Annotated in this window: 13 protein-coding genes; 4 read left to right on the top strand and 9 right to left on the bottom strand. The window is 45.8% G+C overall.

Annotated elements, in window-relative coordinates; translation table 11 throughout:
- Nucleotides 1-43 precede the first annotated feature (43 nt).
- The 4 genes from AC1DPK_RS08780 (at nt 44) to AC1DPK_RS08765 (ending at nt 4,704) form a co-directional block, all read left to right on the top strand.
- A complete protein-coding gene (locus AC1DPK_RS08780) occupies nt 44-1,000 on the top strand; it encodes a carbohydrate ABC transporter permease (protein WP_477510036.1) in 957 nt (318 codons plus the stop codon).
- Nucleotides 997-1,827 carry a carbohydrate ABC transporter permease gene (locus tag AC1DPK_RS08775; protein ID WP_477510035.1) on the top strand — a complete coding sequence of 277 codons (831 nt, stop codon included), beginning with the start codon at nt 997-999 and terminating at the stop codon, nt 1,825-1,827. Before AC1DPK_RS08780 ends, AC1DPK_RS08775 begins: the two co-directional genes overlap by 4 nt.
- 82 nt (nt 1,828-1,909) lie before the next feature.
- Nucleotides 1,910-3,304 carry an ABC transporter substrate-binding protein gene (locus AC1DPK_RS08770; protein ID WP_477510034.1) on the top strand — a complete coding sequence of 465 codons (1,395 nt, stop codon included), beginning with the start codon at nt 1,910-1,912 and terminating at the stop codon, nt 3,302-3,304.
- 335 nt (nt 3,305-3,639) lie between these two features.
- On the top strand, nt 3,640-4,704 hold the full coding sequence (locus AC1DPK_RS08765; protein WP_477510033.1) for a ParB/RepB/Spo0J family partition protein: 1,065 nt from the start codon (nt 3,640-3,642) through the stop codon (nt 4,702-4,704).
- Nucleotides 4,705-4,799: 95 nt separating this feature from the next.
- Here the strand turns inward: AC1DPK_RS08765 and AC1DPK_RS08760 are convergent, their stop codons facing one another.
- The 9 genes from AC1DPK_RS08760 to AC1DPK_RS08720 form a co-directional block, all read right to left on the bottom strand.
- On the bottom strand, nt 4,800-5,420 hold the full coding sequence (locus AC1DPK_RS08760) for an FMN-binding negative transcriptional regulator (protein WP_477510032.1): 621 nt from the start codon (nt 5,418-5,420) through the stop codon (nt 4,800-4,802).
- Nucleotides 5,421-5,567: 147 nt separating this feature from the next.
- Entirely contained in the window at nt 5,568-7,721 is a 2,154-nt protein-coding gene (locus tag AC1DPK_RS08755; protein WP_477510031.1) for an MMPL family transporter, read from the bottom strand.
- 54 nt (nt 7,722-7,775) lie between these two features.
- Nucleotides 7,776-8,921, bottom strand: a complete 1,146-nt coding sequence (locus AC1DPK_RS08750) for an NAD(P)/FAD-dependent oxidoreductase (RefSeq protein WP_477510030.1) — start codon at nt 8,919-8,921, stop codon at nt 7,776-7,778.
- 1 nt (nt 8,922) lies between these two features.
- Nucleotides 8,923-9,657 (bottom strand): methyltransferase domain-containing protein, encoded by a 735-nt coding sequence (locus AC1DPK_RS08745; RefSeq protein ID WP_477510029.1) that lies wholly within the window; start codon nt 9,655-9,657, stop codon nt 8,923-8,925.
- Nucleotides 9,650-10,804, bottom strand: a complete 1,155-nt coding sequence (locus AC1DPK_RS08740) for a type III polyketide synthase (RefSeq protein WP_477510028.1) — start codon at nt 10,802-10,804, stop codon at nt 9,650-9,652. The genes AC1DPK_RS08745 and AC1DPK_RS08740 overlap by 8 nt, the downstream gene beginning before the upstream one ends.
- A 316-nt stretch (nt 10,805-11,120) precedes the next feature.
- Nucleotides 11,121-13,319: a 5'-nucleotidase C-terminal domain-containing protein gene (locus tag AC1DPK_RS08735; RefSeq protein WP_477510053.1), complete on the bottom strand. Its 2,199-nt coding sequence runs from the start codon at nt 13,317-13,319 to the stop codon at nt 11,121-11,123.
- Between the two features lie 271 nt (nt 13,320-13,590).
- Entirely contained in the window at nt 13,591-14,451 is an 861-nt protein-coding gene (locus AC1DPK_RS08730; protein WP_477510027.1) for a metallophosphoesterase, read from the bottom strand.
- 21 nt (nt 14,452-14,472) lie between these two features.
- On the bottom strand, nt 14,473-15,459 hold the full coding sequence (locus tag AC1DPK_RS08725; protein ID WP_477510026.1) for an alpha/beta fold hydrolase: 987 nt from the start codon (nt 15,457-15,459) through the stop codon (nt 14,473-14,475).
- Entirely contained in the window at nt 15,460-16,965 is a 1,506-nt protein-coding gene (locus AC1DPK_RS08720; protein ID WP_441884326.1) for a DUF4153 domain-containing protein, read from the bottom strand.
- Between the last annotated feature and the right edge of the window lie 118 nt (nt 16,966-17,083).

The raw sequence follows: 17,083 nt of genomic DNA, 5'->3' as shown, positions 1-17,083 counted from the left end.
TCTACACTAAATGGAGAACATGGATGTGAAAGGATGGTAGGGAATGAACATGCAAGAAGGCAAGCTTACTCTAGCCGCTAAGCGTACACATAGCTCTCACGCTGCTAGTCGACTACTGGCTAAAACGAATCGATTGAGGGAGAACGCACTTGGTTATTTGTTTTTGGCTCCTTCACTTTTGCTATTTACAGTATTTTTATTTTATCCATTGCTGAAATCAGTCTATTTAAGCTTCCAATTAACAGATCCCAGAGGAAGAGTCGCTGAGTATGTCGGGTTCGATAACTATACACAGCTGTTTTCATCGGAAATGTTCTGGAATAGCCTGACGGTTACAGGCCTATTCACACTATACACCGTTCCTGTCGGCATTGTACTTGGAATCGTTACAGCCGCACTCACCCATATCAAGCTGCCAGCCATGCGTATTTTTCAATTCATGTTCGCAATGCCGCTCGCGCTGTCCGTAAGTACTGCAGCCGTCATTTGGATGATCCTCTTTCACCCCAGCCTCGGAATGCTGAATTATATCCTATCAACGCTTGGCATTGCCCCCATCCAATGGCTTACCAATCCATCCACAGCTTTATTATCAATATCCATGATGACCATCTGGATGCAATCGGGCTTCAACTACATTATCGTGCTGAGCGGTCTCCAGAGTATTCCGGATGACATGATCGAAAGCGCAAAGATTGACGGCGCAGGCCCATTCCGTGCATTTTTGCAAATCGTACTCCCACTGCTGTCGCCTACTCTATTTTTTCTAGCTGTTATCTCGATCATCGGCTCCTTTCAATCCTTTGGACAAATCCATCTTCTAACCAAAGGCGGACCTGCCGGATCAACAGAGGTATTCGTATATTCCATCTATAAAGAAGCGTTCATTAACTACCAGTTCGGGACTGGAAGCGCCTTGTCGTTAGTCCTATTCGCTATCATTCTTATTTTGACGATTATCCAGTTTGTGTTTGTAGAAAAGAAGGTGTATTACCAATGATCGGATTAAAGCCGTTTTTACGCCGCTCTAGTGTGTACTTGCTGCTCTCACTGCTTTCCATCGCTATGTTGTTTCCTTTGATTTACACATTTCTACAGGCATTGATGACACCTGAGCAGTCTCTTCAATTTCCGCCTGACTTGTTTCCCGATAGCGTGTATTTGGGCAGCATCTCTGCCGTATTTGAGCTTATTCCCGTTGGTGCGTTCATAGCGAACAGCTTTCTTATCGCGACCATTATTATGGTTGGTCAAGTTTTTATCGCAAGCATGGCTGCTTACGCCTTTGTATATATCCGTTTTCCAGGCAAAAAATATTGGTTTTCCTTATTCCTCTCCACCATGATGATTCCGTGGGAAGTCACCATTATCCCCAATTATTTGACGGTAAAATCATGGGGATGGCTGGATTCCTATCAAGGATTGACGATTCCTTTTCTCGCGTCTGCGTTTGGCGTGTTTCTTCTGCGGCAATATTTCTTACAGCTGCCTCGCGAGCTTTTTGAAGCAGCAAAAATAGATGGCAGCGGGCATATCCGCCACTTCTTAGTTATCGTACTGCCACTTTCACGTCCAGCCATAGCTTCATTATCTGTGTATGTGTTTTTGAACTCGTGGAATATGTACCTTTGGCCCCTGCTCATAACGAACAGCGATAAGATGCGAACCGTACAGATCGGCATTAGCATGCTGCAGTTCGAAGAAATGACAAGCTGGAACATCGTTTTAGCCGGCGTAGCTATTGTGCTGCTGCCTTCCTTATTACTGCTCATTATTGGATTAAAGCAGCTCGTACGAGGGATTACTGCTGGTGCTGTAAAAGGATAATGAATGAGGTGGCTCCGTCTTTATAGACGTTTCCATAAATGTACTATAAACAAAAAAAGTAGTAGAGAGGGAGAGAAAAAGAATGAAAGCAAGGTTTAGGTCTGGTTTGACGATTATGATGGCGGTAATGTTGTTTGTAGTCACAGCCTGCGGAGGCAACAACTCTGGGAACAAAGGCAATGCAGAGGCGCCTTCTGCTACGAACTCAACTGAAGCTTCAGCAGCTCCTACCGAAACGGCAAAAGAACCTGTTAAAGTTGTTTGGTGGCACTCCATGGGCGGAGAACTTGGCAAAGCAGTAACCCAGCTCGTTACAGACTACAACGCTTCTCAAAAAGATGTAGTCGTTGAAGAAGTGTTTCAAGGAACCTATGACGAGAGTTTAAATAAAATGAAAGCATCGATGGATTCCAAATCCGGACCATCACTCATTCAAGTATACGAAATCGGTTCAAGATTCATGATCGACTCCAAAGCAACTACACCTGTTCAAACTTTTGTAGATGCGGAAAATTATGACCTTTCTCAGCTAGAAGAAAATATTACAAATTACTATACATTTGACGGAAAGCTTCACTCCATGCCTTTTAACACATCAAACCCAATTTTGTATTATAACAAAGATTTATTCAAAGCTGCTGGACTTGATCCAGAAAAAGCGCCAGTAACTTTTGAAGCGGTGAAGGAAGCTGCTGCTAAGCTTACGCAAAATGGTCAAACAGGTGCTTCATTCRCAATTTATGGCTGGTTCATGGAGCAATTTTTTGCAAACCAAGGCGTAGAATATTTGAATAATGGCAACGGACGTACAGCTTCCGCTACAGAATCGCAATTGAATAATGAGACTGGTGTTAAAACATTGTCATGGTGGAAGGATCTTATTGACAGCAAATCAGCACTTAACCTAGGACGTAAAACAGACGATACGAAAAAAGCATTCGCAGCTGGCCAAATCGCTATGACCTTAGATTCTACCGCTTCGCTTCGCGGTATTGTAGATTCAGTGGCTGGCAAATTTGAAGTAGGTACTGGCTTCCTGCCTAAACCTGCCGATGCGAAGGATGGCGGTGTTGTCGTTGGCGGAGCAAGCTTGTGGATTCTGAATAACAAGCCTGAAGCTGAACAAAAAGCAGCATGGGATTTCATCAAATTTTTAGCTAAGCCGGAAACACAAGCTTATTGGCACATCAACACTGGTTACTTCCCAATTACAAAAAAAGCTTATGACGAAAAAATCGTTGCCGATAATTTAGCAAAATATCCACAGTTCCAAACAGCAGTTGATCAACTGCACGCTTCTATCCCTTCCCCTGCTTCGCAAGGCGCAGTGATGGGCGTATTCCCTGAAGCGCGTCAGCTTGTTGAGACAGCGATTGAAGAAGCATTAACTGGCGTAAAAGAACCGCAAAAAGCACTTGATGATGCCGCCAAAGCGATCACTGAAAAAATTGCAAACTATAATAAAACAGTTAAATAATTTGTGAGCCTAAGCCAAGCCTCGTTCACGGGGTTTGGCTTTTTTTGTCCATTCTCCCCCTCCATATCGGTACCCTCTTTCCAGCTAGTGTCACTATTTCGTGCCATCTGCTATAATTAATCAGAACACCTGTTTGTCCAAATTGATGAGTCTTCTCTCGGAAGAAGCTGCATCATTTCATTGAAAATGTTATCTTGCAACCATTCCTAACAAAAGATCCGATATAATAGAGGAAGCCACTATCATAATCGGATGCTCAATACTTTTACATAACAGACGAACGAAGAACAAATGACGCCATGCATTCTAGTAAACAAAAAATTAAGGAGAGACCTATGGATATCATTGAAATTGTTACTGATTTAATTGATGAGGATACCGATCAGCCGAGGTACCAGTTTGACGAAGAAGCGCTGCAAGAATTAATGAGAAGCATCGAAGAAATAGGCCTGCTCTCACCGATTAAAGTAAGAACAACAAGCAACGGACGTTATAAAATCATTTATGGGAACCGCCGCTATAAGGCGAGCAAAATGCTCGGACGGCCAACGATTCCTTGTATCGTCTCAACCGTAACAGACGAGATGGAAATATATTTGGAGCAAATAGCGGAAAATTTGACGCGCGAAGGCTTCTCTCCGATTGAAGAGGCCGAGGCGTTTAATAAGCTGTTGAACGATTCGAAGTTTAAGAGCTCCACCAAATTTTTGTCCGGCAAGCTGGGCAAGCCTGAATCGTATATCAAAAACAAATGTGAGCTGCTGAAGTTTGGCAATGCCGTAAAGAAGCTGATCGTTGGCGGCACTGAGATTAGGAAGGATAAGCTAACCGAAGATCAACTGCTCCCCCTAAAGGATCTGCCGATCGAGCACCGCGATCCACTAGCGCTGATTGCAGCAAGAGATGAACTGCCAGTAAGCGACGTGAAAAAAATCGCCAAGCTGTTTAAAGATAAAACGATCTCTGACAGCACGAAGGACAAGCTGCTATTTAAATCAGGCGCTGGACTCATCGAAACCTGGTCAACTCATGAGCAAAACAAAGCGGAGCGCGCCAAGCCTGCACCTGTTGCCGAGCCCAAAGCAGCTGCTTCGAAAGTAGAGAAGCAAATCATACAAGAACAAGCTGATTCTGAACCAGCTCCAAAGACTAGCCAACTACCAGCTTCTTCTGCGTCCATTGAGCTTGCTCTTCATGAGCTGACTGCAGCCCTTCCTTCTCACATGACTTTGTCTTCGGATATCCTTCAATCCATTGAAGCGATTCGAGCGAGCGGTCAAGTTGACTTCATTCAAGGAGTCAGCGCGCTGATCGACCAATTAGAAAAACATTTGGCAGAATGGAAAGCAGTCCGCGAGCTTGCAAGCGCCAAGCTGCAGGCTGTTGCCACAGCGGATTAAACAACCTACGCGTCATATGTACATCAAATAACCAGACAAACACTACAAGCGTGTTCGTCTGGTTTTTTCATTGCCTTTTTTATTTATTTCATGCGCTACAAAGATGATCTCTTCACATTATCCTTCATCAGCTTTGCAATCTGCCTCGATTGAACATCCTTCTGTAATTCCAGCGCATCGATGACTCGTTCTTGTCTTTCTTTGGAATGATTTTGGCTCAGCTTCCATTTGCCTTCTATTTTTGAAATATGAATTTTAAATCCAACAATGCCTTTGGACAAATTGTTAATGTACGTTGGATCAGCTTGGCTCATGCTCCACGGATTTGGCATGCTTGATTCATAATGGCTAACCGATTGGTCTACGATTTTGAGCAGCTCCGCATGATCTTCAATGAGCTCAACATGACCGTACACATGAACAGCGGTATAGTTCCACGTCGGCACGGAATTTGGCGTTTCGTACCAAGAGGATGAAATGTACGAATGAACTCCAGTGAAAACAACGAGTACTTCCCCTTTTAAGCTTGCCCAATGCGGATTTGCTTTTGCCATATGACCATACAAATAACCTTCGCTTTCATCTAACAGTAAGGGGAGATGCGTTGCACAGGGCTTACCTTCATGTTGTGAAAATAATATAGCAAAGCTATTCTGCTCCATCAGAGCGTATAATGTCTCTTTATCCGTCACTTCAAACGATTGAGGTATATACATGAAATGTCTCCTCTGCTTTATGATTATTCAAACTATAGCACAAATCAATTCCCGCTATAAGAAATAAAAATAAGGCGCAATTATGCTTGTCCTCAAATAGGCAAATGAAAAACGACTGCCGAAGCAGCCGCAATACGCATACGATTTCTATTGCTTCAACCAGCTCGGAGCCCACCAGTTCCATTTTCCAAGCATGAGCATTAAGGAAGGTGCCAGCACCATTCTAACAATTGTTGCATCAATAAATATGGCCGTCGCAATGCCGATGCCGAGCTGCTTTACGCCTACTACTTCGCCAAATGCAAAGGGTGCGGTGACGACGATCATGATAGCTGCAGCCGCGGTTATCACATGACTGACGGAGGAAAGCCCCATTCGTACAGCCTGCTTATTGCTGCGCGTATGATGAAATTTCTCGCTTATGCGCGAGATGAGAAAAACGCCGTAATCCATACTAATTCCAAATACTAATCCAAAAATAAATACCGGAATCATAATGGCAATGCTGCTCGGCTCAATCCCCAATCGGCCATCCATGAAGATCCATGTCAGAATACCAAAGGATGCTCCTATACTCAGAAGATTGAGGAGGATAGTTTTGAGAGCAATGAGGACGGAACGAAAGGCAACAAGAAGCACGATGAAATTCGTAACGAATAGAAAGAGCAGCACATAAGCTAAGCTTCCAAAAACATGATCGAATACTTCCTGCTCATACTTGGCCTCTCCACCAAGCGAGAAGAATATTTTTGATGATTCCCCTCTTCGCTCCCACTCCCTCAGCCAATTCATCGTCTCGCGAGAGGATGGTTCGCCCGCAATCGTCACTTGCAGCAGCATTTGATTATTTTTCAGAAATGGCTGGAGCGCCGGCTGGAATTTCTTATTTTGCAGTGGCCGCTGCATGATTGTTGTCAAATACTCGGGTGACAAATTAAGCCTAGAGAATACCGAGTCCACCCTCAAGACGCTCGGGTCTTGCTCCAAGCGCTTCGTCAGCTCAAAGGCATTCATCCAATCCGCTTGCTCCAGAAACAAGCTATCCCCGCGAGCAATAACCCATACCTTTGATGTGGAGGGCAGCTCAAAAACAGCCTCTGAGGTCTCAGCGGCCAAACGAGATTCATAGTTTTGAGGCAATGAAGCCTCATCTGGAACAGCAGTCTCCATTCTACTAAGGGGCAACAAACATAGGATAAGCACGCCCCCTGCCAGCATCCCCATCACCATGGGCCGTTTCATTACCAAATGAGCAAGCCCATCCCATACGGATGAACGACTGGTACCAATCGGGCGTGTTTTTTTCGTTTGCATGGAAGGCAAGCAAATCGCAAACAGTGCAGGCAGCAGCGTAAACGCGAGCAGCAGCGATACGGCTACTACTGTCATCGCTCCGAGCGCAATGGACGAGAACATGGGCAGCGGAATCCAGATAAAGCTCAGCAAACCCAAGAAGACACAAGCTGCCGATACAAAAACAGCTCTGCCAGCTGTCTTCATCGTTGCAGCAAGCGCCTGGATAGGCTGCTTATGCCCTCCGAGTTCCTCGCGAAATCGACTAACGAGCATAAGTGCAAAGTCGATGCTTAGGGCAAGTCCCACCATCGGAATCACATTCAGAACAAAATTGGACAGCGGCAATTGGGTGCCTATTCCATATACAATTCCCATAGCAATCGTCACTCCCGTTATACCAATAACGATGGGGAGCAGCGCAATAATGATTTTACGGAAAACAAGCCACAAGATCAGAAAAGCAAGCGGTATACCGATCAGCTCTGCTTTTGCTAAATCCGCATGACTAGCCTCATTTACATCACCTTGAATAACTGATTTGCCTGTCACTTTTATCGAAATTCCGCTGTAGGCGGGCAAAAGTTGATTTAACTGCTTTAGCGTATCCTCCATCCGATAAGGTGGAGCGTCGAATGAAAGCATTGCGTACGCGTAGTTCCCTTTCTGCAGTTCCTGCCGCTCAAGCGGAGAAATAATATTAGTCAGACCCTGAGTCCCGCTCACCTGCCGAAGCGTCTGTTCAATAAAAGCATGAAATCGCAACTTCGATAAGTTGTCCGTTTTCTCGAATAGCAGCATGACCGGTGCTTCTGACAGATTAAAATCGGATGCGAGCACCTGCTGCACCTTTGCATAACTTCCCTTTTGCGGATACAAGCCATGGTCTTGTACGACGGAATCCAGCCTAAGCGCATGACTGCCAACTAAGATAAGTGCAATTGACCATAAGAAAATACACACTCGCGGAAAGCGAAAGGATAGAAGTGCTAGGCCGTTCATCCCCATGAATATGCACCTCCAAAGTCAGTCACATCCGCACGCTGCTCATTGGCTTCGCCTTTACATCCGGAATGGCTTTAATCTCGTCGCCCGGACGAGCCCCTGTGCAAGTGGAGGGGCTATTCGCGCGGCGTTTGGCAGCCAACTAGAAACGGTCGGCATATGAAATAACCATTGCAGGAAGCTTCCCCATCGCAGCGGCCCCTCAAATTCACGTTTAATTGCCCTCGTATACGCACGATTCCAATCAGCCATAGTAAGACTTTCATTTAAGTAGCTGTCAGCTAGCGGAGCACATAGAGCAGCGGAGCGAAGTGCCATGGACATTCCATCTCCACAAAGCGGCGGAATCATCGCACCTGCATCGCCAAGAAGCGGAAGCTGATCCCACGCGAGCGGCTTATGGTTCAAATGAACAGGCGCTACTGCTGCCTGCGTTCCTTGAACAGGCTCCCCAAGCGCGAGCTTCTCATGCAGCCTCGGATTTCGCCTTGCAGCGGCGTTCATAATCCCCAGTATCGTCTTTCCTGCATCTGCAAAGCTATCGCGAGCGAGCAGAGCCGAAGCATTCACAAGCCCGTCTTCTACCGGACATAAACCTAAGTAACCGCCGCGGAAGAAATATAGCTCAACAACCGGCTCCATAGCTATGCCGCGAAAATGGGATTTCACGCCCATGTACGAGGGCTTCGCCGTCTGATGTTGCTTGTAGCCCGGTAATCCTGCATGCTTATTTGCTCCCCAAGCGGCGATGACAGTACGAGCCTCAACTGAGCTGAATTTACCGTTTTGTTTTGTTTCAATGGAATAGCCAAAATCAGTAGGCTTCACTGCCGTCACTGTCGTTCCCGTTTGCAATTTTGCGCCCGCTTGCTGCGCCGCTTGATGGAGCGCGGCATCAAGCGAATATCGACTGAGACCCCATGCCGCACTTGAAAGCGGAATATTGATCTCAGCGCCATTTTCGAAAATTAAACGTATCCGCTCTATCAGGCTTGGTCCCAGCGCTTTAATAGACTCGCTTAAACCAAGCACCTGTAGTGTTCCTTGCGCTTCGGGAGATAGAAACTCTCCACACACCTTATGGCGCGGAAATGATTGACGATCGAGCAGCAGCGTCTCCCAGCCCTTATCGGCAAGCGCTTTGGCTAAGCTGCTCCCAGCTATGCCCGCTCCGAGCACAGCTGCATCCAGTATACGCGTCATTTTACTCAGCTCCGTCAAATGGACTGTTATGTGACTTGCTAATAACGACCGCATATCGGAACAAAGGTCTCCAGCTGTAGCTGATAGAACCGTTGCTCAGTTTTTGGCCAAGAAGCTTCCAATCTTTTGCGCGAAAACCCTTGGCAACCGATAATGGACCGTCATGCAAAATGTATCGATTAGTGGAAATGATCCGAGTCGTCAGCCATACCGCAGCCCATGCGATCCAGTGACGGTGGATGTCATTGACAACCACGCCAAGCCGTGCTGCCTTGAGCATACTTGCAGCTGCATGCGGCAGCTCCTCCTCTGAGAAATGATGCAAAAACTGCGTCCCCGTTACGATATCCGCACTGCCATCCGCCAAATCAAACAAATCTCCTTGCTTAATCTGGACTCTGGGCTCCTTTTGAAAAACCAACCTAGCTTCCTCGCAAGCCTCTTCCGTTATATCCACTAGCTGAATAGAAAGGTCAATTCCTCGTCCATCCGCCCATTTCAGCAGCCCAAGGTTCACATCGCCTGAGCCCGCTCCAACATCAAGAATGGTCAGGCTTCTCGGGTTATTCGCTTGCTCCCAAAGTCGTTCAACGCCGTAAATCGTCGGTGCGGCTGCAACAAAAATACGGTTCAGTTGACGAAGCTGGCGCAAAGCCTCATGCAGCTCAGCCCCGCCTATTGAAAAATCATCCATAAGCTCGGCAGCTGCAGCCCGATGACGCAAGCTTCTAGACATAAGCCTCGTCCGCCATTTGCTCTTGATCCCCCGTTAGTACAGCGGGAACATAAGCAATCTTAATCATCTCAGCGGTTAAGCCTGGACCAAATGCGAGTGCAATGCCGCCTACTCGCTCCGAGCCTGTTTCTTGAAGATGCGATCTCATGGCGTTCAGAACAAACAAAATCGTAGCGGAGGAGACATTGCCGTAATCGCGCAGCACGCCTAAGCTATGCGAGGTTTGCTCATCCGTAAGCTCGAACTTATTTTGCAAAATATCGATAATACCTTTGCCGCCTGGGTGGATTGCCCATAGATCCAGCGCTTCATCCCCGCATAATTGCTTTACTTCCGCAGGTATAAACTCGCCGATCAGCTTCGGAATATGCGGGGAAAGGTATAGGTCAAAGCCGTGGTTGCCAACCTCCCACACCATTTCCTCTGCGCATTCAGGCAGCAGAACCGAACGTTCTTCGCCTAGCGCAAAAATAGGCCTGTGATGCGGCTTGCCCGCACCAATGACGCAGGCTGAAGCTCCGTCCCCGAAAAATGAAGCGGCAAATAACGATTCCTTATCGCCAGATGGCTGAATATGAAGCGTGCATAACTCGACGCATACAACAAGTACTTTGGCGTTACTGTCATTCGATACAATTTGACGTGACAGGCCAATGGCTTTAAGCCCCGCAGCACAGCCGAGAAAATTAAGCGGGATACGGGTTATCGTGGGGGCTAGTCCTAATTGATGTATGATCGCTGCATCCATTCCGGGCAAAAATTGTCCGGTACAGCTGACCGTAATAAGATGTGTAATCTCAGCCGCATCAACCTCTCCATCTGCCAAAGCTTGTCTCGCTGCATGAAGCCCAAGTGGAACGGATTCCCGCTTGTATATCCCCATACGTTCCGCTGTCGAGGGAGCGGTCTCCGGTGAAGCGCTCGGCAGGTAGCGGCATTCGGCTGCTTCCGCGAGCAGATTCGGTTCACAAGTATACCGGCTTTGCACGCCGCATTGCTTAAAAATCCTTCTTCCCCACCGGGCGGAATCCGGCTTATCGCTTAATGCATCGACTAACCTTCGCGCTGTATCCGCTTGATCAACAAGATGAGGCGGAACCGCCGTACCTATCCCTAATATCGCAATACTCGATTGTGAATGCTTCATATCGTAATTTCCCACCCTCTCCAGACAAGCATAATCGGACAAGTTTTCTGCTTTTAACAAGTCTATTCATTGCTTCTCCTCGATATGCAAGCGAGTATTACATCGTTTTCCAATCATTTGTAATAAACTTGAAATATAATTTTCATCTCGTTTTAATGAAAGCCTACTATAATGAAAACAACCCCCTTTTGTAATATATATAATGAAGACCCACAGCACCGAATGCTGTGGGTCTCTTTTTGTCTATTTTGGAAAATAGTATTTACCCAAAAAGTGCCCAGTCTACAAAGACTGGGCACTAAGCTAAAATAAAATATTAAATCATATCTACATATTTACCATACACATATGCTATTTTCCCTTTATACGAAACCTTCACCCAGCCGTGCTCCGTTCCTAACACTTCAAGAACAGTACCTTTTGGTACAGCCGTATAAATCTTTGCCTTCGAAGAAGCTTCAGCACGAACATTCAAGAAGTATGCTGTAACCTTTGCTTGCTGCTTAACGACCGGCTTTACTGTTGGTTTAGGATCAGGTTTAGGATTAGGCTTAACTGGTTCCTTTGGAATGATTACTTCCGGAGTAGTTACCTCTGGGGCAGTCACTGCCGCCTTAATCGCCGCATTCAGTTTATGGTAGAACTCACCTTTTGTCTTCACGCCGGCAAATAGACTTTGCTCCACCTTTGCTTTGTTAGACAACTCAGCTATTTCATTTTCAGTGACCGCATCCAAAATGTTAATTGAGGCTACATTGGTATATTTGCCATCCTCCGTTTTCGGAATCTCCAATATACCAGTATTAATAAGCTCAACTACATCTGCACGTTCAGGAGATTTCGTATCTACACCTGTAATTTTCCAATTGCTTTGAATTTTAGGCTCGTATACACCTTTTTTCACGTCTTTTAGGTACGCAATGGCACGATTACGAATGGTTCCGTCCATTTCGCCAAATGTGCTTGCATCCTTCGAAGACCAAAGCTGCTCAAAGTTGCGTCCTTCAAGTGCTCCACCTTTGGCTTTAAGTGCATCCATCCTATATGCGTTCATACCGAGTTTGATCACATCGTCCGATTTGATGCTGCTGCCATCCATTTTACGTAAGTTCGTAATTCTATTGCCAGCAGGCTGCGTTAGATCAATTTCATATTTGACGCCGCCAAAAAAATCGTTGGTGCTATATTTGGAAGCGCGGCGTGTCTTATCAAAGCTAACCGTTACATCGCCAGGTCGTGTTGAGTTAAAATAACCTGCTGCCCATTCCATGTAATCTTTCAAATCTTTACCCGTTACTTGGTAAACGGTAATTTCTCCTAGAGCAAACTGATAGTTATAGGCAATATCTTTTTTCTTAATAGGACCTACATCCAGCCGCGCCTTATCGTTATCAATCTGATGAGCAACGACATCTGCCTTACTGTAATACAACATAACCTCGTTAAAGAAGTCTGATAACGGTGTTTCCTGAATTTGTACAGTAGGAATATCATTAATCTCATTTTTAGCTACAAGATTCATTCCTTTAAGTTGTGCCACTTCGATATTCGCATCTGCCCTAGCAAAATCATGATACGGCTGCAGCGTGGATTCCAATGCTGGATCCGATACTTCAGTCGTTCCATCAGCCGCTTTAACAGGCAATGCAGCAGCTTTCTTATCTTTAAGAACTACCTTATCACCTTGCTTCGTGAACGTAAGGTCGATACGAGAAACATGCGTTCCGTATTTATCCGGTTCAACAATTAAAACGCCATTCACCGTATCCTCTTTAATAAGCTTGTGCATGTGACCTGCAAAAATAGCAGCCAGCTCCGGGTTCGCATTGGCAATATCAGCTACGCCAGTACCTGGTACACCATTTTCGTTCTCCAGTCCCATATGCATAAGACCAACCATTACATCTACTTTACCTTCTAATTCCTTGATTGCTTTTTTCGTTTCATCAACAGGATTTTTGAATACAATCCCGTCTAGATGATCCGTTCCTTTTTCAAACTCAGTCGTCATTGGCGTATCCATTCCAATAACTCCAATTTTTATGCCAGCTTTTTCGATAATGGTATACGCAGGCAAGAATCGATCACCATTGTCCTTATAGATGTTCCCGCCCAGCCTTTGACCTTTATACTGAGTGGTAATCTTATTGAACACATCGATCCCGAAGTTGAACTCATGATTGCCCATTACCCATGCATCAAAGTTCATTTCATTCATGGCTACCATCATCGGAGACTTCGGTTGATCATTAAATAATTCAGCCGAATTGCCCTGAATCATATCCCCTGCATCCAGTAAAACCGTATTCGGGTTCTCTTCGCGAACTTTTTTGATTATTGTAAATAACTGCGTTAAACTCCCCGTGGGATTGGGACCGTCAAGAGCATAATCCCATGGCATAAAACGTCCGTGAATATCCGAAGTACCTAGGATGGAAATCTGGGTATCCGTGCTTGCCGATTCAGCTGCTTTTACCGAACTCGGAACAGAATTGATGACGCTTCCAAACAACATGAGAGCAGCAATCACTAAACTTACTTTTTTCTTCATCTTCATTATGACTCTCCTTTGGTGGTTTGGATGACTAGTAGGAACGTTTTCATTCTATAGTATAGCTAGTATTTTGGACATAGCCGAAACGAACTTATTTATTGCAAAAGCGGCAACAGCGAAACAAGTTCGACGAGAAATCGAACTCATTTCGCTGCTGCTTTGCTGGACTGCCATTGGATTCTTTTGCTATTAGAAAGAGAGCTTTTCCACATAGTTTCGTGGATGCTAAGCGTTACGGACGCGTAAGCTCAACCAGTACAACCTCTGGGCGATTAAATATTCTTTGCGGAAAAATGCTATTTCCGAGTCCGCGGCTGACGATCATCGTTGTGCCGCCTTCCACATATTTGCCTCCGTCATACTTTGGCAAGAAACCTTGCCCCGGGGCCACGAGCCCACCCAAAAAAGGCAAGCGCACCTGTCCGCCATGCGCATGGCCGGAGAAGGTTAAATCGATTTTGTGTTGCGTGTAGACCGAAAAAAGTTCCGGGCGATGCGATAAAAGAATAGTGAGCGTGTCGGAGTTGTTTTCGGATTCGGTTGCTTTCATAGCCGTCGCCATATTTTCATTCAGCTTCGCAACATCGCCATCAGCCTTTAAATTAAAAACCGGATCATCCACGCCAGCTATTCGAATCTCGCCATTACCCAGCTTTATCATTTCGCTTTTGTTGCGCATCACATGGACGCCCAGCTCTTTCAACGCCTTCTGTAATGTGATTAACCTCGGGCCATATTCATGGTTTCCGGTCACATAGTAGACAGGAGCCAGTTCCGTCATTTTGCGCATCAAGGTAAGGCTAGTTTCTGCATTGTATCTTCTGCTATCAACCAAATCGCCTGTCATCACAATGAGGTCCGGCTTCAGCTGTTTTACCTTGCTCGTAATTGTGCTTTGCTCCTTGCCGAAGGACTTGCTGTGAAGGTCTGTTAAGTGAACGATACGGTAAGAGCTGACTCCTTCAGGAAGCTTCGCTGAGCTGATTTCATATTTTGTTATTCCGATCGCATTATTCTCGTAATAAAGAAAAGCGGCTACTACAAGAATAGCTAATGGTAAAATCCACAACAAACGTTTTTTGGTCATGCGCATTACTGCAAAACTCCTTACATTTTAGCGATAACTAGACAAATCTATTTCATCTAATAAACGATTAATAGCGTGAATGACAGCATCTGGTCTATGAATATGAATAGAGTGCCAGCTATCCTCGACTATAATCTGATTCGAGCGCTTGGTCAAATTTGTAAGCTTCCGCTGCCCCTGCTGCCATTCCTCATTCTGCTTCCCTGCGCTTAATACGATAACAGGCAAATCCTGCTTAAGCGGCTCGGCAGCTTTTAATTGCAGGCTGCTTTCCGTCGTACTAAGCAGCTCAGCATAGACAGCCCTATACGCGCTTGCCTTGTAACCTAATGCGCGTACTGGCGCCAGCCATTCTTCCGGCAAACGCTTAGAGCCGATATGCTGCTTCAGCCATCTCGGTATGCCAAGCGGCGCCAGCATATAGCCTAGTCTATATTGGGAACGGTGGCTAAACAGCTGTTTTTGCCGGCCAGCGGTTGTTTGCTCCGGCAGATAGCGGCTCTCGTGCGTCGCATCTACAAGCACAAGGCCGCATACTTCCTCCGGATAACGCGAGGCGAACAGCCTCATAATCATCCCGCCGTAGGAATGGCCAACTAGCAAATAGGGCGGAGCTGCGCCAAGCGTTCTCAGCAGTGAACGCAAATCATCAACATAAGCGCTGCAAGTAGGCAGATCAAGCACCGCCTCACTCCAGCCAAACCCTGCGCGATCATAAGTAATCACGTTCGCCTTCGTCGAAAGCGCCGGAGCAACGAGTGCCCAATCCAGCGAGCAACCGCCCATCCCCGCTTCTAAAATAATTGTTGGCGAACCATGACCCGTCACGGTAACATGCAGCTTGCGTGAGCCGATGTCGGCATGCCACCCCGTAGGTTTATGTTTTTTTTGCTCATAGACCGTTATCAAATACTGTACGATTAACAGTGGAAATCCGACAAGTGAGAGGATAAGTCGAATACTACGATCAAAAAGGGATATTTTCATCATACAAACGACCTTGCCTTTCTCCAATTATTTAGCCCGTTGCTTCGATAGATTCCAAGATTGCCACTTGTTATGCTTATGGGCCTTATCCTGAAGCTTATTTATTACTCCGTTCAGCCCCTTCAACTCCGGATGCTTCGCTTGCAGCTTTAGCAGCGCCGGCGCCGCATCTGTGGACAGCGTACCGAGATAAGCGATATCAATCTTACCTGTTCGTTCGTAGCGATCACCATTGTTCTCAGCAATCCGCGCATCTATGTTGATATAGTTCATCACAACAAATGCAATAATAGATATGCATATATAGACCTTGCCCATCGAGAAATGCTCTTTCCATATACGCAGTAATGCAATGACGAGCAAAAAGCCCAGATAAATCATAAAGCCATGAACGAGTAGTCTTGTCTGTGTGAAGCCGTAAGCCTCCTCGTACAAAGAGAGCCTGCTGTAAGCGGAAATAAGCATAATGATTGTACAGCCTATCAACACGGTAAGAGACAGCTTGCGAATCCACTCCGCTGCTGCGCTAGTGCGCCGAATAAGATGCAAACCGCACATAAGCAAGCAAACGTTAATGAGTGCAACCATAATTAATTCCGCAAAACCTCTGCGTGCATATTCGGCATACGCAGCTCCCTCAGGCAGCAGACCGTTTGCCGCTCCGAACAAATAGGAGAACTGAATGATAACAAACAGCACGTAAACGATATTAATACTGACAAGCAGCGTCCCAGCAGTGATGGGATCAAATTCGATACGTCCGTTTGGCTGTATCGCAGCAGCCGGCGTGTCTGTCGGTGAGTTTTTTGTTGTATCTGTTGCCTTATTAAAGAGCAATCCCCATATGTAGCAAAAAGCATAAAAGGCGAATACTGCTGCTACGATTATGCGCCAGATGCTCTCCCCTAAAGAGAAACGATCCATGGCGCCCGGAATCTCAAGCAGCCAAGATAGGAAAATTTCATCCGCTGAAGCAAGCAGCGCAATAACGACAATAAGGATAGGTGCGGACAGGAGCAGTCCTAGCGATATTTTGCCAAACTTGCTTCTCGCCGAGTTCTCACCTTTCTCTTTTCCTCTCAAACGATCATTAACTAGGTTAAACGGTACGCCTATAAAAGCAAACGGCTTAATTAAAGCCAGAAATAATAGCTCTGTATAAAATACGCCTCGGTACCATGGCTTCACACTACTGCTCGTCATAAGCACCGTTTGAGAAATGATCAATGCAAATAATGCAAACATATTCAGCTGACGGAACAGACCGTTATCATATAGTGCATACGTCAGCGTTAGTAAAAAGATTGGAATGAGCAGCAGCCAGCCAGATCGTGCTTGACCTTCCCATTTCTCAAAGCCCCCCATCCTCCCCTTTATGGAATAAAAAAACAACCCRTAAAAGCTGGCAATGAACACGATAACCGAAATGCCTGCGGCAGCTCCTACGAACAAATATTGACTGACTAGACCAAACAGAAGGGCAAGAATAAGCATTTTCTCATACCTTTTTTGCCATGGTGCTGGATCTCTCATTTTTCACTCACTCCATCTTTAAACTGGATTTGTTAATTTACTCCTTTTATTGTAACCTAGAAAACAAGAACAAAAAGTGTAAGTTATAATTGGAAAATTTCATATTTTCGAGTTAGGA

It is taken from the genome of Paenibacillus sp. 01T424 (assembly GCF_056398745.1).
Note: the sequence above shows the minus strand (reverse complement) of the source record. Positions and strands in the feature narration are given on the sequence as shown.